The 23,296-nt window shown below is 44.8% G+C and carries 24 protein-coding genes, 1 other RNA gene and 1 pseudogene; 10 read left to right on the top strand and 16 right to left on the bottom strand.

The window, feature by feature from the left end:
* Positions 1–368: 368 nt before the first annotated feature.
* Positions 369–2,378 (bottom strand): GAF domain-containing hybrid sensor histidine kinase/response regulator, encoded by a 2,010-nt coding sequence (locus tag N0824_RS06960; RefSeq protein WP_108936230.1) that lies wholly within the window; start codon positions 2,376–2,378, stop codon positions 369–371.
* Positions 2,379–2,561: 183 nt separating this feature from the next.
* Here N0824_RS06960 and psb32 point away from each other — a divergent pair, with 183 nt between their 5' ends.
* The 3 genes from psb32 (at position 2,562) to N0824_RS06945 (ending at position 5,113) form a co-directional block, all read left to right on the top strand.
* The gene (gene psb32, locus N0824_RS06955) at positions 2,562–3,245 is read left to right on the top strand and encodes a photosystem II repair protein Psb32 (protein ID WP_108936229.1); all 684 of its coding nucleotides are present in this window, start codon (positions 2,562–2,564) and stop codon (positions 3,243–3,245) included.
* A 232-nt stretch (positions 3,246–3,477) separates the two neighbouring features.
* Positions 3,478–4,077, top strand: a complete 600-nt coding sequence (locus N0824_RS06950; RefSeq protein ID WP_108936228.1) for a hypothetical protein — start codon at positions 3,478–3,480, stop codon at positions 4,075–4,077.
* Positions 4,078–4,300: 223 nt separating this feature from the next.
* Entirely contained in the window at positions 4,301–5,113 is an 813-nt protein-coding gene (locus tag N0824_RS06945; RefSeq protein WP_108936227.1) for a transglutaminase family protein, read from the top strand.
* Between the two features lie 175 nt (positions 5,114–5,288).
* Here N0824_RS06945 and N0824_RS06940 read toward each other — a convergent pair whose 3' ends face one another.
* Positions 5,289–6,095 carry a hypothetical protein gene (locus N0824_RS06940; protein ID WP_108936226.1) on the bottom strand — a complete coding sequence of 269 codons (807 nt, stop codon included), beginning with the start codon at positions 6,093–6,095 and terminating at the stop codon, positions 5,289–5,291.
* A gap of 81 nt (positions 6,096–6,176) precedes the next feature.
* On the opposite strand from N0824_RS06940, the gene murG reads away from it, so the two are divergent.
* The gene (murG, locus tag N0824_RS06935) at positions 6,177–7,250 is read left to right on the top strand and encodes an undecaprenyldiphospho-muramoylpentapeptide beta-N-acetylglucosaminyltransferase (protein WP_108936225.1); all 1,074 of its coding nucleotides are present in this window, start codon (positions 6,177–6,179) and stop codon (positions 7,248–7,250) included.
* Here murG and N0824_RS06930 read toward each other — a convergent pair.
* The 3 genes from N0824_RS06930 to N0824_RS06920 are packed head-to-tail and all read right to left on the bottom strand — an operon-like array spanning position 7,232 to position 10,022.
* Positions 7,232–7,822 (bottom strand): Uma2 family endonuclease, encoded by a 591-nt coding sequence (locus N0824_RS06930; RefSeq protein ID WP_108936224.1) that lies wholly within the window; start codon positions 7,820–7,822, stop codon positions 7,232–7,234. The genes murG and N0824_RS06930 overlap by 19 nt on opposite strands.
* Positions 7,823–7,857: 35 nt before the next feature.
* Positions 7,858–8,718 carry a fructosamine kinase family protein gene (locus N0824_RS06925; RefSeq protein ID WP_108936223.1) on the bottom strand — a complete coding sequence of 287 codons (861 nt, stop codon included), beginning with the start codon at positions 8,716–8,718 and terminating at the stop codon, positions 7,858–7,860.
* Between the two features lie 14 nt (positions 8,719–8,732).
* Positions 8,733–10,022, bottom strand: coding sequence for a pitrilysin family protein (locus N0824_RS06920; protein WP_108936222.1), 1,290 nt, complete (start codon positions 10,020–10,022; stop codon positions 8,733–8,735).
* Positions 10,023–10,543: 521 nt separating this feature from the next.
* Between N0824_RS06920 and ssrS the strand changes: the two genes are divergently transcribed.
* The 3 genes from ssrS (at position 10,544) to N0824_RS06900 (ending at position 12,617) form a co-directional block, all read left to right on the top strand.
* Positions 10,544–10,731: non-coding RNA, 6S RNA (ssrS, locus tag N0824_RS06910), on the top strand.
* A gap of 199 nt (positions 10,732–10,930) precedes the next feature.
* A complete protein-coding gene (locus N0824_RS06905; RefSeq protein WP_108936220.1) occupies positions 10,931–12,298 on the top strand; it encodes an NAD(P)/FAD-dependent oxidoreductase in 1,368 nt (455 codons plus the stop codon).
* A 64-nt stretch (positions 12,299–12,362) separates the two neighbouring features.
* Positions 12,363–12,617: a hypothetical protein gene (locus N0824_RS06900; RefSeq protein WP_108936219.1), complete on the top strand. Its 255-nt coding sequence runs from the start codon at positions 12,363–12,365 to the stop codon at positions 12,615–12,617.
* A gap of 355 nt (positions 12,618–12,972) precedes the next feature.
* On the opposite strand, the gene N0824_RS06895 is transcribed toward N0824_RS06900, so the two are convergent.
* Positions 12,973–13,614, bottom strand: coding sequence for a hypothetical protein (locus N0824_RS06895; protein WP_002766539.1), 642 nt, complete (start codon positions 13,612–13,614; stop codon positions 12,973–12,975).
* A gap of 288 nt (positions 13,615–13,902) precedes the next feature.
* Between N0824_RS06895 and N0824_RS06890 the strand changes: the two genes are divergently transcribed.
* Positions 13,903–14,949 (top strand): glucokinase, encoded by a 1,047-nt coding sequence (locus tag N0824_RS06890; protein ID WP_108936218.1) that lies wholly within the window; start codon positions 13,903–13,905, stop codon positions 14,947–14,949.
* Positions 14,950–15,019: 70 nt separating this feature from the next.
* On the opposite strand, the gene N0824_RS06885 is transcribed toward N0824_RS06890, so the two are convergent.
* The 5 genes from N0824_RS06885 to N0824_RS06865 are packed head-to-tail and all read right to left on the bottom strand — an operon-like array spanning position 15,020 to position 19,453.
* Entirely contained in the window at positions 15,020–15,790 is a 771-nt protein-coding gene (locus tag N0824_RS06885) for an ABC transporter permease (RefSeq protein ID WP_002802509.1), read from the bottom strand.
* A 12-nt stretch (positions 15,791–15,802) separates the two neighbouring features.
* Positions 15,803–17,011, bottom strand: coding sequence for an ABC transporter substrate-binding protein (locus N0824_RS06880; RefSeq protein WP_108936217.1), 1,209 nt, complete (start codon positions 17,009–17,011; stop codon positions 15,803–15,805).
* A gap of 4 nt (positions 17,012–17,015) precedes the next feature.
* Positions 17,016–17,798, bottom strand: a complete 783-nt coding sequence (locus tag N0824_RS06875; RefSeq protein WP_108936216.1) for an ABC transporter ATP-binding protein — start codon at positions 17,796–17,798, stop codon at positions 17,016–17,018.
* The gene (locus N0824_RS06870) at positions 17,795–18,910 is read right to left on the bottom strand and encodes an acyl-CoA dehydrogenase family protein (protein WP_108936215.1); all 1,116 of its coding nucleotides are present in this window, start codon (positions 18,908–18,910) and stop codon (positions 17,795–17,797) included. Before N0824_RS06870 ends, N0824_RS06875 begins: the two co-directional genes overlap by 4 nt.
* 12 nt (positions 18,911–18,922) lie before the next feature.
* Complete coding sequence (locus tag N0824_RS06865) at positions 18,923–19,453, bottom strand: DUF4242 domain-containing protein (RefSeq protein WP_104395791.1); 531 nt, start codon at positions 19,451–19,453, stop codon at positions 18,923–18,925.
* A gap of 439 nt (positions 19,454–19,892) precedes the next feature.
* On the opposite strand from N0824_RS06865, the gene N0824_RS06860 reads away from it, so the two are divergent.
* A complete protein-coding gene (locus N0824_RS06860) occupies positions 19,893–20,078 on the top strand; it encodes a hypothetical protein (protein ID WP_002731861.1) in 186 nt (61 codons plus the stop codon).
* On the opposite strand, the gene N0824_RS20675 is transcribed toward N0824_RS06860, so the two are convergent.
* Both N0824_RS20675 and N0824_RS06855 read right to left on the bottom strand, forming a co-directional pair.
* On the bottom strand, positions 20,075–20,218 hold the full coding sequence (locus tag N0824_RS20675) for a hypothetical protein (protein WP_158269541.1): 144 nt from the start codon (positions 20,216–20,218) through the stop codon (positions 20,075–20,077). The genes N0824_RS06860 and N0824_RS20675 overlap by 4 nt on opposite strands.
* A pseudogene (locus N0824_RS06855) lies at positions 20,219–20,497 on the bottom strand (transposase); the annotation flags it as partial. It abuts the gene before it with no gap.
* 179 nt (positions 20,498–20,676) lie between these two features.
* Here N0824_RS06855 and N0824_RS06850 point away from each other — a divergent pair.
* Positions 20,677–21,975 (top strand): serine/threonine protein kinase, encoded by a 1,299-nt coding sequence (locus tag N0824_RS06850; RefSeq protein ID WP_233256374.1) that lies wholly within the window; start codon positions 20,677–20,679, stop codon positions 21,973–21,975.
* Between the two features lie 42 nt (positions 21,976–22,017).
* Here the strand turns inward: N0824_RS06850 and dps are convergent, their stop codons facing one another.
* From dps to N0824_RS06835, 3 genes are all read right to left on the bottom strand, one after another.
* Positions 22,018–22,551, bottom strand: a complete 534-nt coding sequence (gene dps / locus N0824_RS06845) for a DNA starvation/stationary phase protection protein Dps (protein ID WP_108936213.1) — start codon at positions 22,549–22,551, stop codon at positions 22,018–22,020.
* Between the two features lie 257 nt (positions 22,552–22,808).
* The gene (locus N0824_RS06840) at positions 22,809–23,039 is read right to left on the bottom strand and encodes a type II toxin-antitoxin system HicA family toxin (protein WP_108936212.1); all 231 of its coding nucleotides are present in this window, start codon (positions 23,037–23,039) and stop codon (positions 22,809–22,811) included.
* Positions 23,039–23,245, bottom strand: a complete 207-nt coding sequence (locus N0824_RS06835) for a type II toxin-antitoxin system HicB family antitoxin (RefSeq protein ID WP_002739432.1) — start codon at positions 23,243–23,245, stop codon at positions 23,039–23,041. The genes N0824_RS06840 and N0824_RS06835 overlap by 1 nt, the downstream gene beginning before the upstream one ends.
* Positions 23,246–23,296 lie beyond the last annotated feature (51 nt).

Here is a 23,296-nt window from a genome sequence, read left to right as displayed (position 1 = left end):
CAGACTTTCGCCCCATTTCAGAAGCCCGATTCCGTGTGTCCCACGGTACGTTGACCGCCTATAGCTTCTTGTACTTGTTGCGCGCGACTTTTTACCCGGCCAAGCTTTTCTGGTCGGAACCCCCTAAGCCGAGTTTTCAAGGTGCTGCGCCGTCCACTTGGTTTTCGAGACTGGCCTTTTAATTCTAACGTAAAGCCAACCTAGAACGGCGGGGTTTCAGACCCAAAATTTCCGATGAACGGAAAAAATCGGTAGTATTAACCAAGTACCGATGAGCATTTTTAACAGTTTCATCCTTTAAAATTGTCATATTTAGGGATTTATGCCTTTAGAATATCACGTTTTTGAGATCTAGATAAAATACTCTCTTAAGATATGTTTAAATCTTTAATTATGGTTTCGATCGCATCAAAGGAAAATTCTCTGGCTAACTGTTGTAAACCTTGGGCAAGGGTAGCATAATCGGGGGGAATTTCTGCGGTTAGGGCGATAATTTTTTCATCATCACATTCTCGCGCCGCTTGTTGCAATTGTCCAATCCAAGCGGGACTGATTAATTTTAATAGGGATTGCAGGGAATCGAGGAAAACTGGCGAATAATTGGGCTGATTTGGCTCACTATCGGCATAAATATATTTTAATCCTAGATATTCGCTCATTTTTTGCCAGATAACTTCCTCTCGGAAAGGTTTACGCACGAAATCATCACAACCGGCGGCAATAACCAGAGCGCGATCCTCTTCAAAAGCACTGGCAGTTAGGGCAATTATCACCGTTTTTCCGCGATTATCAGCCTCTAACCGCCGAATTTCCCTAGTTGCTTCGTAACCGTCTTTAACTGGCATTCTCATGTCCATCCAGATAAGATGAGGTTGCCATGCTTGCCAAATTGCGATCGCTTCTTGACCATTAGCAGCCTCTTGCACGGATAATCCTAGGCTAGTCAGGAGTTTCAGCAACAGTAAACGGCTTTCTGGTCGATCATCGACGACTAATATGCGATATTTAGGCTGATTTTCGGCTAAAGCGATCACTTTTGCCCTATGGGTTTCGGTTTTAATCTCATTTTCCCCCACTAAACCTACCTGAATATCAAAACTAAAAACACTTCCTTGACCCAGAATACTACTAACTCCGATCGCACCTCCCATCAACTCAACAAATTTTTTACTGATAGGTAAACCCAATCCCGTCCCCTGTTGGGATTTTCGTCCCGTTTCCGTTTGGTTAAAGGGTTGAAATAGCTTATAAATCTCCTCTGGGGCGATTCCTGCGCCTGTATCTTCAATTTCCCAGAGCAATCGCTGATAATCTCCTCTTTTCTCTCCTACTTTTCCCCGGAGAGTCACCCCTCCCGACTCGGTAAACTTCAATCCGTTACCCAAGAGATTGATTAACACCTGTCGCAATTTGCTTTCATCAGTACAAATATATTGAGGAAGAGCGGAGCTGCGCTCAAAAATTAAGCTCAAAGCTTTTGCCTGCGCTTGTGGACGTAGCATTTCGGCAATATTATCTAAAAGAGCGTATAAATCGAAATTACTGGGATTAAAAACCGTTCTTCCCGCTTCTATCTTCGACATTTCTAGAATATCGTTGATTAACTCTAATAAATGTTCTCCGCTACGATTGACAATTTCCAAATATTGCCGATATTCACTGCTGAGGCTGCTATCCCGGGATATTAAGCGAGTAAAACCCAAGATAGCATTAAGAGGAGTGCGTAATTCGTGGCTCATATTAGCTAAAAACTCACTTTTAGCTTTATTTGCCTTAACTGCCGCTTCTTTAGCCTCTTTTAATCCTTTTTCCGCTTCATATCTACTTTGTGCGATCGCAATTAATTCTCCCACCAACCGGACAAAGGTGACATCTTCCCCTGTCCATTGCTTTTCTGCACTTGCATCCAATCCCAGATAACCCACCGTTACCCCATAACTATCCCACATGGGAACGATTAAGAGACAGGGAGTAGGACTATGAGCGAGAATAGTTCTTTCAGGGATAGCAGTAGCGGGTAAATCGTCTAAAGAGTTCAGTTTAACTGGAATACCGTTTAATAATTGTTCAGAAAACCAAGGAAAGGTTTCCGTCGAGAGATTTTGTGATTGTTCCCGAATCGGGATAACCTGCGGATAGTCGGGGTGACAGTATTCATAAACCATACTCCACTGCTGACGACAGGTGGAATATTGAATAATGTAACAGCGCGCACTCTGGGTAAATTGACAGAGCAGTTCCAGGGTATGATCGATCGCCAAGTGGATATCTTGAGAAATTAGTAATCTTGTCACCCGTGAGAGCAAGTTATCGCGATAGGCCTGCATTTCTAGGGCTTTTTCCCGTTTTTTAGACTCTAGTTCCTCAAAATCACTCATAATCAGTTATCAGTTATCAGTTATCAGTTAAAAGGGTTTGGGTGTTGGGGTTGTCGGGTTTGAGGGTTTTAGTTGAATTTCCCCATCACCCCATTTCCCTACTTCCCCATCTCCCCGTCTCCCTAATCAAAAAACAGGAAACTTTTCCCCTATTATGTTCTATAGGAATTTTACCGAATCAATATGCTCAAATTATTAGCTTCTCTCCTTCTCTCCTGCTGTATAGCCTTGGCTGTTTCCCTGTCACCGGCTGCTGCTATGGGAGTCTATGACCTCCCCATTTTAAGCCCCGGAGCGCCCACTTATGTGGTCGATCCCGTTTCGGCCATTAGTGCCGCTAACGAAGGAAAATTAAATAAAGATCTGAAAAACCTCGCCGAAAAAACCGGTCAAGAAGTGAGAATGGTGGTGGTCCGGCGCTTGGATTACGGTCAAAAAATTGACAATTTAGCCGATGATATCCTGAGAGAATGGTATCCTAATCCTGAAGATCGGACTAATCAAACTATCATCGTCCTTGATACTTTAACCAATAAAACTGCTATTCGGGTTGGCGAGGAAGCAAAACCCCTATTAACCGAAGCTATTGCCGATAGTATCCTCTCGGAAACTATGGCGGTTCCCCTCAAAGATGGGGGAAAATATAATCAAGCTTTACTCGATGCTAGTCGTCGCCTAACGGCGGTACTTTCTGGAGAAGCGGATCCCGGACCGCCGGAAGTAGCGACAATTAATATCGAAAGTACTTTTACTACCGCAGAAGAAACTGACGATAAAAACGCCACGATTTGGGTGATAGTTTTACTGGTTTTAGCCACAGTAATCCCCATGGTTACCTATTTTTGGTACGCTGGTTTTGGTCGATAAATTAAATTAATTATCTGGGACTGATACAGCTAAAATATTCTCAGAGATAGCTCAATTCTCAGCCTGTATGAGCAAGATAAAGTAACTTCTAAGTGGGTGGGTGGAATTAAATATAAGATGAACGTAGGTTGGGTTGAAGCATGAAACCCAACCCCCTACAAATAATTGTGCCTACCTACTTAGTAGATTTTAGTTGTGTCAGTTCACCCCATTTACTTAACCTTAATAACTAATGTCTAGACTGGTAAATAAATTACAATCCTATTATCGAGAGGAGGAAGGAACTTACTTAATTGAAATTAAACTTAATCAGTTACAGCAAGTCTTTAATTCTCTCGATCCTTCGCCATTTTTAGATAGAGATTTAGACGATAACGCCGAAAATTATATTATTAACTCTGTGGATGAATTCCCCCTAAATACCCCCCTTAAATTAGTCTTTTATCTTCCCAGTAACGAACAGAATACCGCCCGACATCTGTTACCCTCAGCCTTACATAACTATTTTGACTATCGCCAACAGGGAGAACAAAGAAAATTACGCACAATTTGGCGACAGGGACGCATATCTTTAATAATTGGTCTCTCCTTTCTTTTTGTTTGTTTGAGTCTCAGCGAATTAATTAGTCGTTTTGGCAGTGATACATTTATTCACTTCTTAGAAGAAGGATTATTAATTAGTGGTTGGGTGGCCCTCTGGCGACCTTTAGAAATCTTTCTTTACGAATGGTGGCCCGTCAGTTATCAACAAAAGATTTTTGCTAAACTGGCCTACATCCCCATTGAAATCCGTCCATTAGAGGAACCATCCACCCCAGACTCTTTTCGATAGAGCTAATCCTGCCGATGGCTTGTGTTCAAAGTTACAAAGCTTTTATTTGAAGCAGTTTACAATGAGAGTAACTCTGTATCAAGCTTATCGATTTTCAGCTTGGCTATTACTTTATCCTCAAACTTTTAACTAAGTAGTCGGGCCTAACTTTTTTCAGTCTGGCGATTATTGGCGTTTCATCCCGACAAATCCCGACAAAATTGCTATCTAGATAGGAGTCCTAATGTTAATCCGTGTTGGTTATGAATTTGGCTTTGATGCCCCTTTACCCGTGGTTATGTTGTTAAAACTTTATCTACACCCCTCAATTTTAGATCAAGTTAGACAATCGGAAAACTTGCAGGTGCAACCAGCAACAAAAATAGAAGAATTTTTAGATAGTTTAGGCAATCGAACCAGTCGTCTAATTTTACCCGCTGGACAGATCCGCATTCACAATGAAGCAGTTATCGAGAATGAATGGAAACCCGACATCGTTAATTGGAATGCCCAAGAAATTCCCTTAACAGAGTTACCAACCCAAGTTTTTCCCTACTTAATGAGTAGCCGTTATTGTGAAGTAGATTTACTTTCGGAAATTGCCTGGGAACTTTTCGGACAAACTCCCCCCGGTTGGGCAAGAGTACAAGCGGTTTGTGATTGGGTTCATAGTCACATTCGTTTTGGTTATGAATACGCACGGGTGACGAAAACCGCCTATGATGTCTATCGGGAAAGAACGGGGGTTTGTCGCGATTTTAACCATCTAGCTTTGACTTTTTGCCGTTGCCTAAATATTCCCGCCCGTTATGCCTCCGGCTATCTCGGAGATATCGGTATTTCTCCCCAACCTCTACCGATGGATTTTAGTGCTTGGTTTGAAGTCTATTTGGACCATCAATGGTACACTTTCGATGCTCGTCATAACACCCCCAGAATCGGGCGGATTTTAATGACTCGCGGCTTAGATGCCGTCGATGCTGCCCTAACAACTTCTTTTGGTCAAGTAAATTTAACAAAATTTAAAGTATGGACGAGCGATGTTTCTCACCTCTAGGCTTAATCAGAGTATTTAGTGAACCTCTTGCATAATTAATTTTTGAGGGTTCAAAAACGGCAAAAATAAGGATTAAATTGCATGAAAGTGCCAGCCATTGGAGTGAACGGGGGGAATAAAACCCCACACCCCACACCCCACCAACAAGCTTTTTGCCGCAAACCCCAGATAAAATTTATTTTTCTACCTTAACCCGTTGACTAACGACAACAATCCCATCTCCTTGAATTAAAATTGCCGATAACCAACGATTTTCTGGTGTTGCCGGGGCTTTTACCCGCTTAAATAAACCGCCGGACTGTAATAATTCCAATTCTAGAGGCTTTGTATTAATATAGCGCTCAATATCTACTTTCTCATCAATCGCCGCTCCGGCCAATAAATCATCCCCTAAAGGTTCGCGAACAATCACATCAAAATCAAATTCTTGACCGACTTTCACCCTTTCGGGAATTCTCACTTGAATACTGGGGGGATTTTTGCCAGTGCTTAACTCAACTCTTTCGCTTAAAATCTCCTGATAAACCAGTTTATTCCCTTGAAATTGTTGACGAGAACGAATCGTGGCATTCATTCCCACTACTCTTCCCTGTACCTTTCCTGTCCCAGTAATTTTAGTAATTGTATTGGCCGTTAACTTGTCCCCAGAACGACTCCAAGATTCGAGAGTTGTGGTGTATTCTAGATTGTTATAACGTTCCCAAAAATGAGTTAAAGCCTTTTTAGTTTTTTCGTAGGTCAAGCCATCGGAATTAGTAAATTTCGGACTATAAAACTCCATTAATTGCTTGATATCCCTCTCATTAGCCGCCGTTTCAATTTTGGAGATAAGGGTTTTTAAATTAGCTGGAGCAGTTTCTGGCTTTTCGGCCCGCATACCGGTGGCAAGGGTGAAAGTTAACCCCAAACCTAACAGCAACGATAGGGAAAATTTGAGAGATTGACGAAAAAATTTATTGGGAATCGTGTTCAAGTTACGCATTAGTGATAGTTTGTGTAAGGATCGATCAATAACTATGGTAGATTATTTCATTCTAGGACTGAATTTACCCTCTCTCGAATTATGGCACGCACTCCAACCCGTCTCTTGATTGCCGCTAGTGGTACTGGTGGTCATTTATTTCCCGCCTTGGCCGTGGCCGAGCGCTTGCCGGATTACGAGATTGAATGGTTAGGAGTTCCAGACCGTCTGGAACAGTCCTTAGTTCCAAAAACCTATCCCCTGCACAGCATCCCCATTGAGGGATTTCAAACCCGTTTGGGGTTAAAAACTCTCAAGATTCTGTTCGGTCAACTGCGGGCCATTTGGCAAGTGCGTAGTTTAATCAAAAAACGTCAGATAACGGCAGTTTTTACCACCGGGGGTTATATCGCAGGTCCGACCATTTTAGCGGCTCGTTTAGCCAATATTCCCGTCATCCTACACGAATCTAACTACATACCGGGCAAAGTCACTAAAGTTCTCGGTCGCTGGTGTGATACGGTTGCCCTCGGTTTTCAGGGAACCGCCAGCTATTTACCCGGCACTCGCAGCACTTGGGTTAGTACGCCAGTACGCGAGCAGTTTCTCATTCCCCAGTCCCTAGATTTACCGATTCCAGAGACTGCTTTTTTAATTGTCGTTGCCGGTGGTTCTCAAGGGGCCGTGGCTCTTAATCAACTTGTCCGACAAAGCGCTCCCCAATGGTTAGAAAAAGGCATTTATATCGTGCATCTCACGGGAGAAAACGACCCCGAAGCGGATAGTCTGCGCCATTCTAACTATTTTTCCCGGCCTTTTTACGACAATATGGCGGGATTATGGCAAAGAGCTAATCTGGCTATCAGTCGCTCCGGTGCCGGCACTTTAACAGAATTAGCGATCACTTGTACGCCTTCGATTTTAATTCCCTATCCTTTTGCAGCCGAAGACCATCAGTTCTATAATGCCAAAGTTTTCGCTGAAGCTCAAGCCGCTTATCTTTATCGTCAAAATGAGTTAACTGCTCAGTTTTTAAGCGAATTAGTCCTCGATTTATGGTCTAGTCCCGAAAAATTGGCCGCCATGGCTCAACAAGCTTCTCATCTAGCTATTAGTGATAGTGCCGATTTATTAGCCGATTTGTTGAGAAGAAAGAGTCAAAAAGATAGTTTTTGAAACAAATCGGCCACGGGAAAAGTGAACCCCGGAACCACATCTTCCCCCTCCAAAAAATCTGCTGATGTCAATAATCGCTGCGGTTCGTACCCGGAACGATAAACTAAGACATAGTGTTGACCTGGACTGATAACCCAGAGCCAACGAGTACCATTGGCAAAATACTCGGCAATTTTGTCCTCGATTGCTGCCACTGTATTGCCAGGAGAGAGAATTTCTACCACTAAATCGGGACCACCTTCTAAAAAACCCGTCGGCAATTCTTCCAATCCTTGCAGACGTTCCTTGGCAAAAAAAGCTATATCGGGAGAACGTTTATTGCCATTTTTCATGGTAAAAGCAGTGCTGGAGTCCAATAATACACCTAGTTTTCGAGATGTTACTAAAGCGAATAAAGCAGCACTTAAAATAATGGCAATATAACCGTGGAAAGCCCCAGAATTACCCAGATTAATTAACTCTCCCTTGACCAATTCGTAACGATTACCATCGTCAGGTAACGCCATAAACTCTATATCAGTCCATACTTTTGTCTCTGGATTTTTAATCACAGTAGTTTCTCGAATAGACATAATTTATCCTCGGTAAATATTCACAAGTAAAACCCTTAAAGAATTTCCTGTAACATCCGATTGGCCTGGGAAGCGTAACCACCACCAAATAAATTAAAGTGATTGAGAATGTGGTAGAGATTGTAAAGAGTTTTGCGCTTTTGATAACCAGCATCCAGGGGGAAAACATAGTTATAACCCCGATAAAAAGCCGCCGGAAAACCGCCAAAAAGTTCCGTCATGGCTAAATCTACCTCCCGGTCTCCCCAATAGGTGGCAGGGTCTAAAATTACTGGTTCCCCATCGACGGTAATTGCCGCATTTCCCGACCACAAATCACCGTGGACGAGGGAGGGATGGGGTTGATGCTGACTCAAAATCTCGCTAATAGCGGGAATAACTTGATCCTCGTCGGGAAAATTGCCGCCGCGCTCCTTCGCAAGTCTTAATTGATAGCCAATACGCTGATGAGCGAAAAAATCCGCCCAATTGTTACTAATGGTATTAATCTGGGGAGTAGAACCAATGGTATTATTACACTGCCAACCAAAGCGATCGGACAGGGAAACTTGATGTAAACTGGCTAAATTTTGCCCCATTTTTTCCCAGCTTTGACTATTGCCACCGCCGAATTCTAGCCACTCTAGCACTAAATAACTCGATTTATCGGCAATTCCCCAACAAATTGGCTCTGGAACCCTGATAGTTTTGGTGGCGTGAATTTGCTTTAATCCTAAAGCTTCGGCCGCAAACATGGCTTCTTGGTTCGCTTGGTTAATCTTAACAAAATAAATTAAACCATTGCCACTAACGGCATAACCCTGATTGATGCAGCCACCGCTAACGGGATGACTTTTCTCGATTTCAAAGGGTTTTTCCGTGGTTTGGGCAATATGTCGAGCAATTTGAGTCCACATAGGTTGTTTACTGATTACTGAATTGGTCTCACCACCACCACACCGTAAGCGTTGGGATTTAAATACTCTTGACAGGCATTTTGAATATCCTCTAAAGTGAGGGCTTCAATGTGTTGGGGATAACAAAAAGCCGGTTGTAAATCACCGATCTGAGTATGATAATAACCGTAAAGGTTAGCTCGATCGCTCGGTCTTTCATTGCTAAAAATAAACCGATTGGCCACTTGGGTTTTAACTCGTTCCAGTTCAGAAACTGTCACAGCTTCCTGTTGAATTTGTCTAATCTGTGCTATTACTTCCCTCTCCACCTGCTCGATATTTTCCGAGGCTAATTGGGCCGAAATGGAAAACACTCCTTGCACTGCTTGGGACATATTACTGGCAGTTATTTGGGAAACTAAGGCCTTTTCTTGACGCAGAGATTGAAATAATCGCGATACCTTGCCCTGACCCAGAATAGCCGCTAAAACATCGAGAGGATAGGTTTTTTCTAAGTCTCTTAACCCCGGCACTTTCCAAAATAGGATTAAGCGGGCCTGCTGCAAATTTTCATCCTCGTATTCTTGGCGGATAATCTCGTTAAAAGGAGCTTCAGGCTGTAGATTGGCGATAGGATGGTAAATAGGATCAGAATTGCCCTTACTGCCTAAATTATCTAGAGAATCGCTCACAATAGCCATTAAATCATCTACAGGCAAATTACCCACCACCGCCACCGTCATCCATTCGGGACGATACCAACTCCGATGAAAATCGCGCATTTGTTGAGCAGTGAGATTTTCAATCACTGCCATCGGACCCAACACCGGACGACGATAGGGTAAAACTTGAAAACAAGTCTCCATGGTGCGATAAAAAGTGCGACGACGGGGATTATCCTGAGAACGACGAATTTCTTCTAAAATAACCTGTCTTTCCCGTTCAAAAGCTTCATCGGGAATTAAAGCTTCTAAAACCACTTCTAGCTGCAGCGGGGCTAGATGGGCGAAGTCCTGCGGGGCAGTGGTAATGTAATAATGGGTGTATTCTTGGCTAGTAGCGGCATTAGTCACCGCTCCCCTCGATTCGATCGCCCGTTCAAATTCGCCACTGTCTAAGTTAGGGGTTCCCTTAAAAACCATGTGTTCGAGAAAATGAGCCATGCCATTGATCTGATCCGATTCTAAGGCCGAGCCGACCTGCAGCCAAACATTGAGATTAACCGCTTCTACCGGTTGACTTTCGGCAATAATCGTTAAACCATTGGCAAGACGGTGCAGAATCGGAGTGTTCAGTGTGGCAGGGTTCCCTAGGATAGCCGTCATTCTTTATTAGTCCTCGGTAATCACTCTGGCAAAAATTGTCACTTTTCTCTATTGTAGTCCCAGACTTTCACAGAGCCAACAAGATCAGGTGTTGGGTGTTAGAAGTCAGTATTCAGGAGGCAATGGGCAATGGGCAGCTTTATTCTCCCATCTCCTCACTTCCCCAATTCATAATTCAGGTTCTTCGGTTTGTGTTATGCAATGGACGGGAGTTATAAGGGGTGAAACCCTTATAGAAACAGACATTACCGCAATTTTTGTCAATTGTTTGCGATCTGGAGCGAACTAATCAATTAAATCTCTTGCCAGATAAGGATTTAGCCGATTTCTGCCCCCTGATCGAACCATACAAAGTAACGAAGAACCATAATTCATAATTCATAATTCATAATTCATAATTCCCCACACCCCACACCCCACACCCCACACCCCACACCCCACACCCCACTTCATAATTCATAATTCATAATTCATAATTCTCCTCTTGCCTCTGAGAAAAAAAAATGCTATGATCGGACTAAATCGGGCTTCTACGTTGGTGACTGCCTTTCAAGTTTTTTGATCTATGCTTGATTGTGATAAGGGAGCAAGTAACCAATCCGTGTGGTAGTAAACCGAGCTTGTACTCGGAAACAGAAACGCGGAATATAAGTTCCCACCTGGTTAACCCAGGTCATAAACTTAGGTAAAACGGCGTAGCGGTCTTTTCAAGTTTTTCGAGCATATATAGGCCAAATTCTGGGGAGATTACCTGTACTTCCTTAGTTTTGCCCTCTTGGTTGGTCAAAAAAGCCAGTATCTATATTTTTTTCTAGGTTAAAGACTACTGTTTTCGGTAACGCTTGTCACCGCTAAATTGTGACAATCCGGACTACACTAGGGGAAAATTTATGAATTATTGTTAAGCAATGACTGAAAAACAGCCAAGAGTTGTTATCATAGGCGGCGGATTTGCGGGTTTATACACGGCCAAAGCCCTAAAAAACGCCCCCGTTCATGTTACCCTCATCGATAAGCGAAATTTCCATCTTTTTCAGCCCCTCCTCTATCAAGTCGCTACTGGGGCGCTGTCTCCGGCCGATATCTCCTCACCTTTGCGCTTAATCCTACGGGGTCATGAGAATACAGATATTCTCCTCGATCATGCCATAGATATAGATGCAGTTAAGGGAGAAGTGATCTTGAAAGATCACCCGCCGATCGCCTACGATCAATTAGTTATTGCCACGGGAGTCAGTCATCACTATTTTGGCAATGATCAATGGCAGCCCTACGCTCCAGGGTTAAAAACCATTGAAGACGCAGTAGAAATGCGTCGTCGCATCTATCTCGCTTTCGAGAAGGCCGAGAAAGAAATCGATGCCGAAAAGCGGCAAGCTTTATTAACTTTTGTTATTGTCGGTGGCGGACCGACGGGGGTAGAATTAGCAGGAGCGATCGCTGAAATTGCCCACGGTGCGCTTAGGTCTGATTTCCACCAGATTAACCCCACAGAAGCGAAAATTTTGCTCTTAGAAGGGATGGATCGGGTATTACCTCCCTATGCACCCGATTTATCCGCTAAAGCTGCCGCTTCTCTCATAAAATTAGGGGTGACAGTGCAAACTAACAGCATCGTTACCAATATTGTTGAAGGTTGTGTCACGGTCCGTCAGGGAGAAAAAAGCACAGAAATCGCTGCCGAAACAATTTTATGGGCAGCAGGGGTAAAAGCATCGAGAATGGGGCGAATTTTGGCCGAAAGAACCGGGGTAAATCTCGATCGCGTCGGCCGGGTAATCGTCGAACCCGATTTAAGTATCGCCGGTTATGCCAATATTTTTGTGGTCGGGGATCTGGCCAATTTTGCCCATCAGGGAGATAAACCCTTACCCGGAGTTGCCCCCGTGGCCATGCAGGAGGGGGAATATCTGGCCAATTTATTAATTTCTCGCCTAAAAGGGCAAACTATTCAACCTTTTCATTATATCGATCGAGGTAGTCTGGCAGTGATCGGCCAAAATGCGGCCGTGGTTGATTTGGGATTTGTTAAGTTTTCCGGGTTCATCGCTTGGTTAGTCTGGGTTTGGGCTCATATTTACTATCTGATCGAATTTGATAATAAATTAGTGGTGATGGTGCAATGGGGTTGGAATTATTTTACCCGCGGTCGTGGCGCTCGTTTGATTACGGGAGAGGGGCAGAATTTAGCCTCTGGACAATTGCCGCAAAATAACGGCCAAAATAATAATCTGGCCGTTTCTAACCAGACGGAAACTCTCTCTGCGCGATCATAAAAGTGTGAAAAAATAGCCGTGATTATCCAGTTATCAGTTAGCAGGTAAGAACAATCGATCGATAATGAAAATAGAACGTCCTAACAGTATAGAAATTACCCCAGAGGAAAGCCAAGAATTAGAATATTTACGAGTTACAATTGAACGAGCGATCAAAGATGGTGTGATCACAAGAATAGAATTTGAATCGATTAAAACGATCATGTTTTCTAACAAGAAAAACAATCCCGACCAAATCCTTCGGCAAGTGACACTCTATCGCCATTTAGTCGTTGAAAAACTGAATAATAGCGAACTAATTTTTGAATCTCCTCAATAGGGTGAAATGCTGTTGTAAGCTGCCCGCGCATTTAAATTGCTTGTTGAGATAGGGTGCATCTCACATTTGCAGGAATACCGACAATCAGCAATTGTCAGTGACTCTTAGATGATGACAAATGTATCAGCAGCTGCGTGTAAGCATCCCACCGAAAAGCTAATGCGCGGGGGGTTTGGGGGCGGCGCCACGCCCCCAACGGGGGGTTTGGGGGGTAGAACCCCCCAAAAGCTTGGATTGAGTAATAAAATCGGAAGTAATGCCCAATTTTAGCCGAGAGTTTCCAAGTAAAAATCCCAATTGGTAGATTGACAAAAATGAGATGCACCCTTACCTCCTGCCTTTTGCCTTTGTTAGCCTATTCTTTTTTGTCGCTACCTGGAAAAGCTCGACCTTGAATATTTTCTAAAGCTGAAACTGCCGCCCTGGAACCGGCGATAATATCTCGTTCTTCTCCCCCTAAATATAAGCGGCCAAAACTGCCCACGGAAGTAACGTGTAGGATATTAATTAAAGCAGCTTTTTCGGCCTGATTAGCAGCGAGGGAAGCGTAGGCGGCCGGTTGCACTTCTAAAACGTATAAAGTCTGTCCTGCCATTAACATCATACCCCGAGAACTACGGTTAATTAATTGGGCTTGGTAAGCGTCAATGTTGCGAATAATTTGGCTAGAGACAATTTGCGGTTTCAGACAATCGCGCTGACTAACGCCTAAATACTGCAAAATTGCCTGACCGGCCGCCCTTACCTCTCCCTGACTGCTAGAATGGAGTTCTAAGAGTCCATAGAGTCGTTCTACGAATAGAACCCCCGGACGAACCACGGCGGATTTGAGGGCAATATCGGTGATGCGATTAATCTCGATGCCGGGGGAAATTTCAATCCAGAGGGAAGCATCCCCGGGTAAGGGTAAAAATCCTTGGGCGACTGTACCGATGTAAGCGGCGTGTTGAAGCTGTAAATTGTCAAGATAAACGTAACTGCGAAGTTCTACACCCAAGCTAATTTCTCCCTCTCTGGTCTATCTTAAAAGTTATGGGGACAGTGATAGGTTCTGCCACCCTATCGATCGCCTTGAGGCTACAGTTAGATCTAAAATGTCTTTCAGTCCCCTTTCTGTCCTCTAGCAAATCCCCATTCCAACCCCGGAGCGACGATTAATCAATCCTTAATTAGGGCTTAGGCATTACCATCTTTCACTATAGTATAGAATTGACGGCCTTTAAATTTGCTGGGGAGAAGCGGTAAAAAAACTATAATTATGGGGACAAACTGAGGGACAACCAACATGACGATTCTTTTAGGGGGAGATATCGGGGGAACTAAAACAATCCTGCGTTTAGTGGATTGCCAAAACTCACCGGATAGTCCCCAACCCCTGCTAACTACTCTCGATCAAGAAATTTATCCTAGTGAACAATACCCCGATCTGGTCCCGATCGTCCAGCAGTTTTTGGCCCAGCAAACCACTATTCCCTCGGTGGAAAAAGCTTGTTTCGGTATTGCCGGTCCTGTGGTTAACAATAGTTCCGAATTGACTAATTTAAGTTGGTCCCTAACTGGCGATCGCCTAAGCCGGGAGCTGCAGATTGAGCGAGTAAAATTAATTAATGATTTTGCGGCGATCGGTTATGGGGTGTTAGGATTAGCCCCAGAGGAGCTGCACAATCTACAGTCGGCTCCAGCAGTACCAGAGGCTCCGATTGCGGTTATTGGTGCGGGAACTGGGTTAGGAGAGGGTTTTTTGATCCCTGTGTCGAAGGGTAAATACCGGGTGTTTGCTAGTGAGGGTTCCCATGCCGATTTTGCCCCTCGATCGAGTTTAGAATATCAACTATTAAATTATCTCTTGGATATCTATAATATCGAGCGCATTTCGGTGGAGCGAGTGGTTTCTGGCCCTGGAATCACTTCTATCTATCGATTTCTCCACGATAGTAACTATAGTCAGTCATCACCGGCCATGGCGGAAATTTACCGCACTTGGTTAGCAGAAATGGGTAAACCGCAAAAAAACGTCGATTTAGCGGCTAAAATCGCCAGTTTTGCCCAAGATAACTCGGATGATCTCTGTTATCAAACCATGAAAATCTTTGTCGAGGCCTACGGTGCGGAAGCGGGCAATTTAGCCCTGAAGTTGCTTCCCTACGGAGGATTATACATAGCGGGGGGGATTGCGGCCAAAAATCTTCCCCTAATGACCGAGGGTAGCTTTATGAAGGCTTTTCGGGCCAAAGGTCGGATGGCAGAGCTATTAAGCAATATTCCTGTCCATATCGTCCTTAATGCTCAAGTGGGACTGATGGGGGCGGTTTACTGTGCTAGTCAGCTATGAGGGAGGGTTTACTGGAAATGGCTAGGGATTATTTTCAGAATATGATCTCCCCGTAAGCGGTTCAGATAGGCTAATCTTGATGCGTCCAAGAGCGATGGGCCAGACGCAAACCCCAATCGAGCAGATAACCAATTGCGCCAATAACGAGAATCACTGCCATCAACTCTGAATAAGCGAGTCGATCGCGTGTATCGAGAATATAATAACCCAAACCCGCACTAACCCCCAGCATTTCCGCCGGGACAAGAACGATCCAGATAATACCTATAGCCAAACGGAAACCAGTTAGGAGATGGGAGAGGATCGCAGGCAGAATAATCTGGAAAACCGTTTCCCCTCGGGTAGCACAGAGACTGCGGGCTAAAGTCAACCAAGAGCGATCAACCGCATTAACCCCAGCAGCCGTATTGAGAAGGATCGGCCAGATAGCCGCCACCGTCAGCAAAAAATACACGGGTAGATCACCAATTCCCAAAACCATCACCGCTAAAGGCATCCAAGAAAGGGGCGAGATCATGCGTAGAAATTGAAATAGGGCCGACAAAGCCGATTCAAGGGAGCGATACAACCCGATTAATACCCCCAACGGCACACCGATGGCACTAGCGAGAACCAAGCCCACAATAACCCGGCGGCAACTGGTGAGGATATGGGGCATAATCTCCCCCCCAACAAAAAGACGTAATAAAGCGACAAAAGATCGCTCAGGGGAAAAATCATTTAAAATCGGGTTTGAGTGCCATAGAGGACTGGTAAATAGCCACCAGAGCAATAATCCAAAACCGATACCCCATAAGGGTAGTAAAGCTCTTGGCGGGGAGGTCAAAGATTGTGACTTCATGGGTTCAGACCTTTAAAATTTGATCGTCTCGATGCGGGAGAGATTATTCGGTAAGCCGAAAGCTTTCGGTCCGCCCACCTGTTGCAAGGCATTACGGACAAAAGAGTCATCCACGAGATCCCGGGCCACCTGTCGGGGTTGCAGTTTTTGGAGAAAATCCGTATTTCCTTCTACCTGAGTGATTTTTAGTAAGCGTACCAGTTCCTCGGTATAGGAAGGGAAAGGATAGGGCTGGAAATCGATCCGGTTGACTTGCCAGTCTGGATTCTCGATCGCCCCGTCTTTCTTATAGAAATTGCGATCATAGTAAGTAAGCGCCCGTTGCAATACTGGCAGCGGGTGAGGGGTATATTTTCCCCCATCTTTAGAGAGAATCCGGGCCACTTCCGAGCGATTGCTCCGGGACCAGAGTTGGGCTTTAACGAGGGCGTTTACCACCCTCTGAGTCCATTGTTTCCGTTGTCTAATATCCTCCTCGTGAACAAAGACAACGCAACAGGCGTGATTCTTCCAGACATCGCCGGTGAAACGGAGCACCCTACCGGTTTTTAGATTTTCCGCCGCTGCGTTGAAAGGTTCAGCAACGATATAACCACCGATGCTCTTATTGGCGAGGGCTGATACCATATCCGGGGGCGGGAGAACCACTAGATTAACCTCGTTAGAAGCGATCGGCGCGTCTTTGGGTTTGCGAACTATTTTCAGCCCGTTACGTTGTAAGAGTTGTTGCAAGACCAAATTATGAATCGAATACCAGAAAGGAACCGCGATCGTTTTGCCTCCCAATTCCCTGGGATTTTCAATATCGGGAAGGACGGTGAGGGCTGAACCGTTGGTATGGTTCCAAGCGACGATTTTAGCGGGGAAATTGCGCCCGTAACGAATCCAGATCGAGGTGGGAAAAAGAACGTGAATAACGTTCACCTGCCGAGCGAGAAAGGCCTCAACAATCTGCGCCCAAGAACGGAATAGGCGCGGTTGTTCGGCAGTTAAACCTTCCGCTTGATAAAGTTTTCGGGAGTGGGCCACCAATAGGGGGGCGGCATCCGTAATCGGTAGATAACCGATTTTCACAGGCTGATCTTTGGCATTGGCGTGAACAGGGAGATTCCAATTATCGGCGGCGATCGCTGCTCCGAAGGAACTGGTAAACAGTGCCGAAAGTTTCAGGAAATCTCGACGGCTCATGCCGCAACAAGCACAATTATCGTGTATGTTCATAGATTTACAGTGTCATCACAAGGGCTAATTCTTGAAAAATTGACAGGCGTAGATCACTCAAAAGCTTGGCTGACTCGAAACGGGGTTTCGGCATCGAGATGGTCCATTCTCGGCGGATGCCCACCGGATGACGGCCCATGAGAAGAACTCGATCGGCCACTAATAGGGCCTCGTCGATGTCGTGGGTAACGAGGAGAACCGTGCTGTTATAGAGAGCTATGACTTCTAGGAGGAGTTTTTGCATCTCGAAACGGGTGATCGCGTCGAGGGCGCTAAACGGCTCATCCAGGAGCAGGAGAGAGGGGCGGCGGGCAAGGACGCGGGCTAGAGAAACTCTCTGAGCCATACCGCCCGATAGTTGATGAGGATAGGCACGCTCGAAGCCCTCTAGTTTGACGCTTTTAACGGCGGTGTGAACCCTTTCGCGCAATTGCTGATGATCGAGGCGGGGCATCCGCTTTAATTTCAAACCAAAAGCCACGTTTTGCCAAACGGTTAACCAAGGTAAAAGGGCGGGGGATTGAAAGACGATCGAGCTGCGGATGTCTGGTGCTTGTAGGGGTCGTGAGTGCAATTGTATTTCTCCGCCATCGGCACTTTGCAAACCAGCGGCGGTAGCAAGGAGGGTAGATTTACCGCAACCACTGGCTCCGAGCAAACAAACTACCTCACCGGAGCGCACCTGTAGGTTAATATCCTCAAAAACGGTACGGTAGCCATGGCGGGTTTTATAGCGTTTGTGGAGATTTTTTAGGCTGAGGACGGGGTAATCCGTGGCGACGCTCATTCCCTCACCCCCGCTCGATCGAGTTCGCCCGTGAGAATTTTATCGCTAGAGGACTGACGTTGTAACTCTCTTTCCAGTTGAATCAGGCTCGGAGTTAACACTGGTAAAAAGGCGACCTCGCGCAGCCGTCGGGCCGTGTCGCTATTACGGAAATAGCCTTTTCCTCCCTTAATTTCCGCTTCTAACCCTACGGATTCCACCGCTAACCGGGTAATGTCCACTCTGAGGGTGAATAGTTGGCGTGTTCGTCCGAGATCGAAGCTTTCTAGGGTGCTGAATTGCTCGATTGTCTTTTCTAGACGAGTCAGACGCTCCCGGGCGAAGAAATAACGATCGCTGGCTACCGCTGCCTTTCCCCCTAAACTTTTCTCTGTCTCCCCAAGGGATTTACGCGTAATGCCAAGGGCCAGTCCGCATTGTAACAGCAAGAAACAGGGGCGGACTGAGGGTAAAAATTTTGCTGCTTCCAAGCTGATAATCCAGTCGTGAGATAACTGAACTCGATCGAATTCAAGGGTACTGGTGCGGGAAGCTTGTAAACCCAATAATTGTAGGTCTTCACCCCGTTTTAACCCCTCTGCGAAGGAGGGAAGGGCGAGGATAAGAGTTTCTCCCGATGTAGTTTGAGCGGCAACGGCTACTATAAATTCTCCCTTAGAGTCGAGGTTAGAGGCCCAGGGCAGGAAGCCATTAACAGTGACGTTTTCTCCCTCGATCTTTGCCTGTAAACGCAGCTCCTCGATCCCGCCGAGGTACTTCATCGCGTTAGAGAGTCCTGTGGCTCCGGCTATCTCTCCCTTGAGAACAGCCGGTAGAATTTTGTTTTGTAGGTAAGTGTTATTACTGGCGGCCAGATATTGAATGAAGACGCGCTGACACCAGAAAACAAAACCGGTGGTCAGGCAGCATTGGGACACAGCGGAGATCGCCTCTACTGCCTGTAGTAAGGAGCCACCCTGGCCTCCTAAGCTTTCAGGTATAGCATAGCCGAACCAGCCCGATTCTCCTAGCTTGGTTAGGGCCGAACCGACGTTGAGATTAGCTGTACCGTTGTTGAGGTCAGTGGCTCTTTCTTCCAGAAAAGAAAGAATTTCGGAGCCTCGATCGAGCATAATTGTTCTCTCCTAGGGGTGAATATTTTCAATCGAGGTCAAACTATCTATAGGTGCGCCGACCACTTCTCTGGCTCTTTTTACCGCCGCTTCATCGGGACTATCGTAGAAACAGAGACATTTACTCAAGTCTTCGCAAACATAGGTACGCTCGAAACTGACTTCGGGTACTTGAGCATAAAGGGGGGTTTTCTCCGCTTTTCGTTGCAGGTAAGTTTCCATCGTTAGCCCCGGGGGTAAATTCCACTGTACTAGATAGTTGGCTTTGTCTTTGCGCTCTCGCACAGTGGCTAAGTCCTGCCCAATCAAGCGCATTTCCTTGATTAGTTGCCAACCTAGCCCAGCGTTTTCTAGTACTTGTTCGAGGGAGGCGCGATCGATCGCTTTGATAATCAGGAATAACCGCCCCTCTGTTCCGCCAATTAGGGCTTCGATTAACTCTCCCTGGGATTTTGATGCCAGTGTGGCAATGCGCTCCAATATCTCGCTCACCTCTTCTTTTGTCCTTTCTTGTCGATCATCCTCTACTAGATATAGAGTCATAATTCATCTGAAATACATTTACGATACATTTGAGTTTACTGTTTTTGGGAAAAAAAAGCAATATTTTCAAGGGACTGAAAACGAGGTGACGCGGGAGTGGATGGTTCAAGACCGTTTCGCTCAAGTTGCGGCTATAACCCTTGCCTTGGCTGATATGCGTGCTCTTCTCAGGTGGCTGAGACTCACAGTCTGTGTAAAGTGCCACTGATACTAAATCCGTTGAGCATAGGCTACTTATGAGGAGAGGCAAGAGGCAGAAGGCAAGGGGCAAAAGGGGGAATAAATAATCAGTTTTTAATAACCGAATTTAGTATAAGTTGTGTTGAGAAATGTGTAGAGTTGGAGCCGACCCTTGACTGGAACCTAAGCTGTCGTGATAACTTGTATAGGAGTTATCGACAAGACCCCCATCAGCTAGACATACCCTTCCAGTTTCTCTATGTTTCATCCTAACCAATCGGAAACCCGCGAAGATATCCGCGAGTATGTGGCTCAACTACAACTTCACATGGCTTTACAAGCTCGTAATCTCGTGCCTAGTCTGACTAATACTAGAGATAGTCGCGAGAAACTGCTGCAGGATACCCAAGCGACTATTGAAAAAATCGTTTCTCGTCATTTCTAGTTGACGGATTTTAGCATAGTCACTTGAGCCACAGGACAGGCAATACAGGTGCCAGAATTGTCACTGCGGCGGCTGTCGCTAATCTCGATGAACTCCGCTTCTGCAAGGGCAAGAATTGTCTCCTGTCCATCAGTAGGCATTTACCTTGTCGTGACAGCAAAGATAAGACCACCAGTTTTTTGGTTGTCTATGCTTTGGATGGTCATAATCTGAGATTTATTAAACTTCTGAAATCCTAGAGTGAGCAAGGAATCCAGTTCATTTTTATGTTTCAAATAGGCATCATTCAGACATCCATAAATAGCAGAAAAAAACTCGGAAAAGTTTTCATAATATTTGGCATATAAGCATTTATGTTTAACGAATTTACACAGCCTTTCAATTAAATTAAGATTAGGCGAATAAGGCGGGAAATAGAGAAACTATGTTAACAAGGAAAAGTTTAAGTTGTGAACGTGCGAAGTATAACTTAAATAGGACTACTATAGCAATTCTTTCTAGGCAAGACGGGAATTTTTAATCAATTGTTAAAATATTAAAAGGATGCTAAAGATGGCGGCTAGAGTTTCCAGAGTGAGCTATCCTAGAGGTACTACTTATGCTATCCTCGCCCATGCTCGATCAAGTTCTCCATAGTCGTTATCAAGTCCAACAGTTACTGGGAAAAAAAACTATCTTAGCGAGGGACAGACACACCACCCATTTAGTTATCATTAAACTTATTTCTGTTCCTAGGGGGCAAGGAAATCAGTTTATCGGAGAAATAACCAGTAAAATTGCCCTGTTGCGACAACTCTCTCACCCATCTCTCCCCAAATACCTCGATAGCTTTGAGATAGATTCATCCCAGGAACAAATCATCGCTATTGTCCGACCTTATTTATCGGCGCAGCCTTTAGAAAACTATCTTAACTCCAGTTATTTATTAGCAGAACAAGATCTCAAACAAATTGCCAAATATCTTTTGGAGATTCTCTCCTATCTCCATCAGCAGGATTTCCCCATTAACCACGGCAATATTAAACTTAGTAATATCCTCTTGGATACCCGGTCTCATCGTTTTTATCTAGTTGATTTTGGCTTTGATTCCGATTCTCCCACCACGGACTTACAGGATCTAGGCAAAACTTTGATCAGTTTAGCCACCGGGATTAAGCATCGTTACATACCCGAAAACTTTGAGCAAAAAACTAATCTAAGTGCTTTTTTCATCTATTGGTTAAAAAGATTATCAAACTCCCACCCCGACTCTCATTTTCGTTCGGTTACAGAAGCTTTAGCCAGCTTATATAGTTGTCAATTGATCTTAGTATCGATTGGTAATCTGACCAAACCCTACGGCAGCGAAGTTACTGTTTATAAAACAGATAATCTCCTAGAAATAAAAATAGCTAGTAAAACCAAACAAAAGTTTTTCAACAATCTCAAAACCCAGTTAAGACAGTTTTTACCATCCCTATTCTTTACGATCATTCTCTTAACTATAGTCGCTATTTACGATCTAAAACTGGTCGCTTTTTTAATCCCGATTATCCTAATTTTTCTGCTCAATTTAATCTCCTCTAGTTTATCTTGGCAGTTATGGAAATCTTTTTGGCAGGGGGAACTAGAGTTAAAAATTACCCCCAAAAAAGTTTCTCTTTACCAAAAACTCTGGGGGCTGAAATTTAAACCAACTGCCGATGCCGCTAATTGGGAAATTTATAGTCTCATTCGTCGCAATGTCACCGTCACTATGCAGGGAGAAAATGTTAATATTATTCCTCCTTCTCTGGTTCTCGTTGCCAACCATCGAGAATATATTATCACTGCCAGTGAAGATGTTAGCGAAGCCGAATTAGATTGGTTGGCACAGCAGTTAAGTGATTGGCTACGTTTACCGATTACGAGAATTTAAGGTGTATTAAGCTACGTTAACACACCCCAAATTTATCTATAATTAACCGATAACATCTTCCGATTTAATCAGATGCGCTTCTAGGAACCAGAGACGTTTATCGATGTCCCGGGAGATTTCTGTATAGAGATCTGCTGTGTCTGCATCCCCTTGATTGCCAGTGCTATCAATAGCAGAACGAAGATGGGCGGCGTATAATGCATAACGTTCGGCTAAAGCAACGATATGTTCACTACCATCGACGATATCAGCCGGATATTCCGGCAGAATCGAGTTAGCGGCGGCGATGCGTGCTGTTCCCAAAGCGGTTCCACCTAAAGCGGTAATCCGTTCTGCTACCATGTCCCCATAGCCTTCTAATTCCGTGGCCATTTCGTCGAATAGGCTGTGCAATTGGTAGAAATTTAAACCTTTTACATTCCAGTGGGCCTGTTTAACCTGAGTTTTTAGGTCTAAACTAGCGGCAAGGGTTTGGCTTAAGATTTCAACCACAGCTTTGCGGATATCTAATGCTAAATCGATACGAGTGGCGTAGTATTGTCCCGTGGTTTTGGTTTTGACTGAAGTGGCTACCATAATCTTTCTCCTTGATCAGTTAACAAATACTCGATAATTTTTGTGGGTGCATAAGGGACTGATTTTGATCCTATTGGACGTTGATAATAAACTGAAAAACGGCCAATTAATTCGGAAAACAAGTAGCTGATAACTGATACTTCCAATGCGCTCAGTACAAGTAACGGCTCGAATCAGCGGCATCAGACAACCTTGAACTGAGCATCAGCAGCCTTCGTCCGTCCGCTGCACTCGAATTGTTAGACTTCTCTTATCGCTCATCTCATGCCAGAAACAAATTCTTGTACCGTAATTCCAGCAGTACGAATAAGACGACGAAGCGTACCCTTTGCCACTTCACGATGATCAGGAACAGAGAGTGTTACCTGTTCGCCCTCCTTAACCATGATAATATGGCTTGCACTTTGACGCGCAACTTGCCAGCCGAAGGTTTCAAATACTCGGACTACCTCACGTCCGCTGAGAACAGGAAGAGCAGAGGGCCTGATTATGCCATTACCTCTACTTGGTGAGTTTCAATCGTTAGGGGTAGCCCACGTTCTGCACGAACTTGAAGGCAGGCGATAATTGCATCTCTGATATTTTCAAGAGCTTCTGCTCTTGTTTTACCTTGGCTGACACAACCCGGAATGCTGGGGCATTCTACAACCCAAACTCCATCTTCGTCACGGTCAAGTGTTACAGTCAACTTCATAAGTTTTCACCACAATCTCCCCGCTTATAGTTTACCTCGTGTTCTCACCTA

It is taken from the genome of Microcystis sp. 0824, from assembly GCF_003112475.1.
GTDB classification, from domain to species: Bacteria; Cyanobacteriota; Cyanobacteriia; order Cyanobacteriales; family Microcystaceae; genus Microcystis; species Microcystis aeruginosa_C.
Note: the sequence above shows the minus strand (reverse complement) of the source record. Positions and strands in the feature narration are given on the sequence as shown.

Coding starts and splice junctions, on each gene's coding strand:
- N0824_RS20675 (WP_158269541.1), bottom strand. CDS start 20,218: ATGCCTACTGATGGACAGGAGACAATTCTTGCCCTTGCAGAAGCGGAG.
- N0824_RS06940 (WP_108936226.1), bottom strand. CDS start 6,095: ATGCGTAACTTGAACACGATTCCCAATAAATTTTTTCGTCAATCTCTC.
- N0824_RS06870 (WP_108936215.1), bottom strand. CDS start 18,910: ATGCTCGATCGAGGCTCCGAAATTCTTTCTTTTCTGGAAGAAAGAGCC.
- N0824_RS06960 (WP_108936230.1), bottom strand. CDS start 2,378: ATGAGTGATTTTGAGGAACTAGAGTCTAAAAAACGGGAAAAAGCCCTA.
- N0824_RS06930 (WP_108936224.1), bottom strand. CDS start 7,822: ATGTCTATTCGAGAAACTACTGTGATTAAAAATCCAGAGACAAAAGTA.
- N0824_RS06835 (WP_002739432.1), bottom strand. CDS start 23,245: ATGAAGTTGACTGTAACACTTGACCGTGACGAAGATGGAGTTTGGGTT.
- N0824_RS06890 (WP_108936218.1), top strand. CDS start 13,903: ATGACGATTCTTTTAGGGGGAGATATCGGGGGAACTAAAACAATCCTG.
- N0824_RS06860 (WP_002731861.1), top strand. CDS start 19,893: ATGTTTCATCCTAACCAATCGGAAACCCGCGAAGATATCCGCGAGTAT.
- N0824_RS06865 (WP_104395791.1), bottom strand. CDS start 19,453: ATGACTCTATATCTAGTAGAGGATGATCGACAAGAAAGGACAAAAGAA.
- N0824_RS06945 (WP_108936227.1), top strand. CDS start 4,301: ATGTTAATCCGTGTTGGTTATGAATTTGGCTTTGATGCCCCTTTACCC.
- N0824_RS06905 (WP_108936220.1), top strand. CDS start 10,931: ATGACTGAAAAACAGCCAAGAGTTGTTATCATAGGCGGCGGATTTGCG.
- dps (WP_108936213.1), bottom strand. CDS start 22,551: ATGGTAGCCACTTCAGTCAAAACCAAAACCACGGGACAATACTACGCC.
- N0824_RS06880 (WP_108936217.1), bottom strand. CDS start 17,011: ATGAACATACACGATAATTGTGCTTGTTGCGGCATGAGCCGTCGAGAT.
- N0824_RS06875 (WP_108936216.1), bottom strand. CDS start 17,798: ATGAGCGTCGCCACGGATTACCCCGTCCTCAGCCTAAAAAATCTCCAC.
- murG (WP_108936225.1), top strand. CDS start 6,177: ATGGCACGCACTCCAACCCGTCTCTTGATTGCCGCTAGTGGTACTGGT.
- psb32 (WP_108936229.1), top strand. CDS start 2,562: ATGCTCAAATTATTAGCTTCTCTCCTTCTCTCCTGCTGTATAGCCTTG.
- N0824_RS06850 (WP_233256374.1), top strand. CDS start 20,677: ATGCTATCCTCGCCCATGCTCGATCAAGTTCTCCATAGTCGTTATCAA.
- N0824_RS06925 (WP_108936223.1), bottom strand. CDS start 8,718: ATGTGGACTCAAATTGCTCGACATATTGCCCAAACCACGGAAAAACCC.
- N0824_RS06950 (WP_108936228.1), top strand. CDS start 3,478: ATGTCTAGACTGGTAAATAAATTACAATCCTATTATCGAGAGGAGGAA.
- N0824_RS06900 (WP_108936219.1), top strand. CDS start 12,363: ATGAAAATAGAACGTCCTAACAGTATAGAAATTACCCCAGAGGAAAGC.
- N0824_RS06920 (WP_108936222.1), bottom strand. CDS start 10,022: ATGACGGCTATCCTAGGGAACCCTGCCACACTGAACACTCCGATTCTG.
- N0824_RS06885 (WP_002802509.1), bottom strand. CDS start 15,790: ATGAAGTCACAATCTTTGACCTCCCCGCCAAGAGCTTTACTACCCTTA.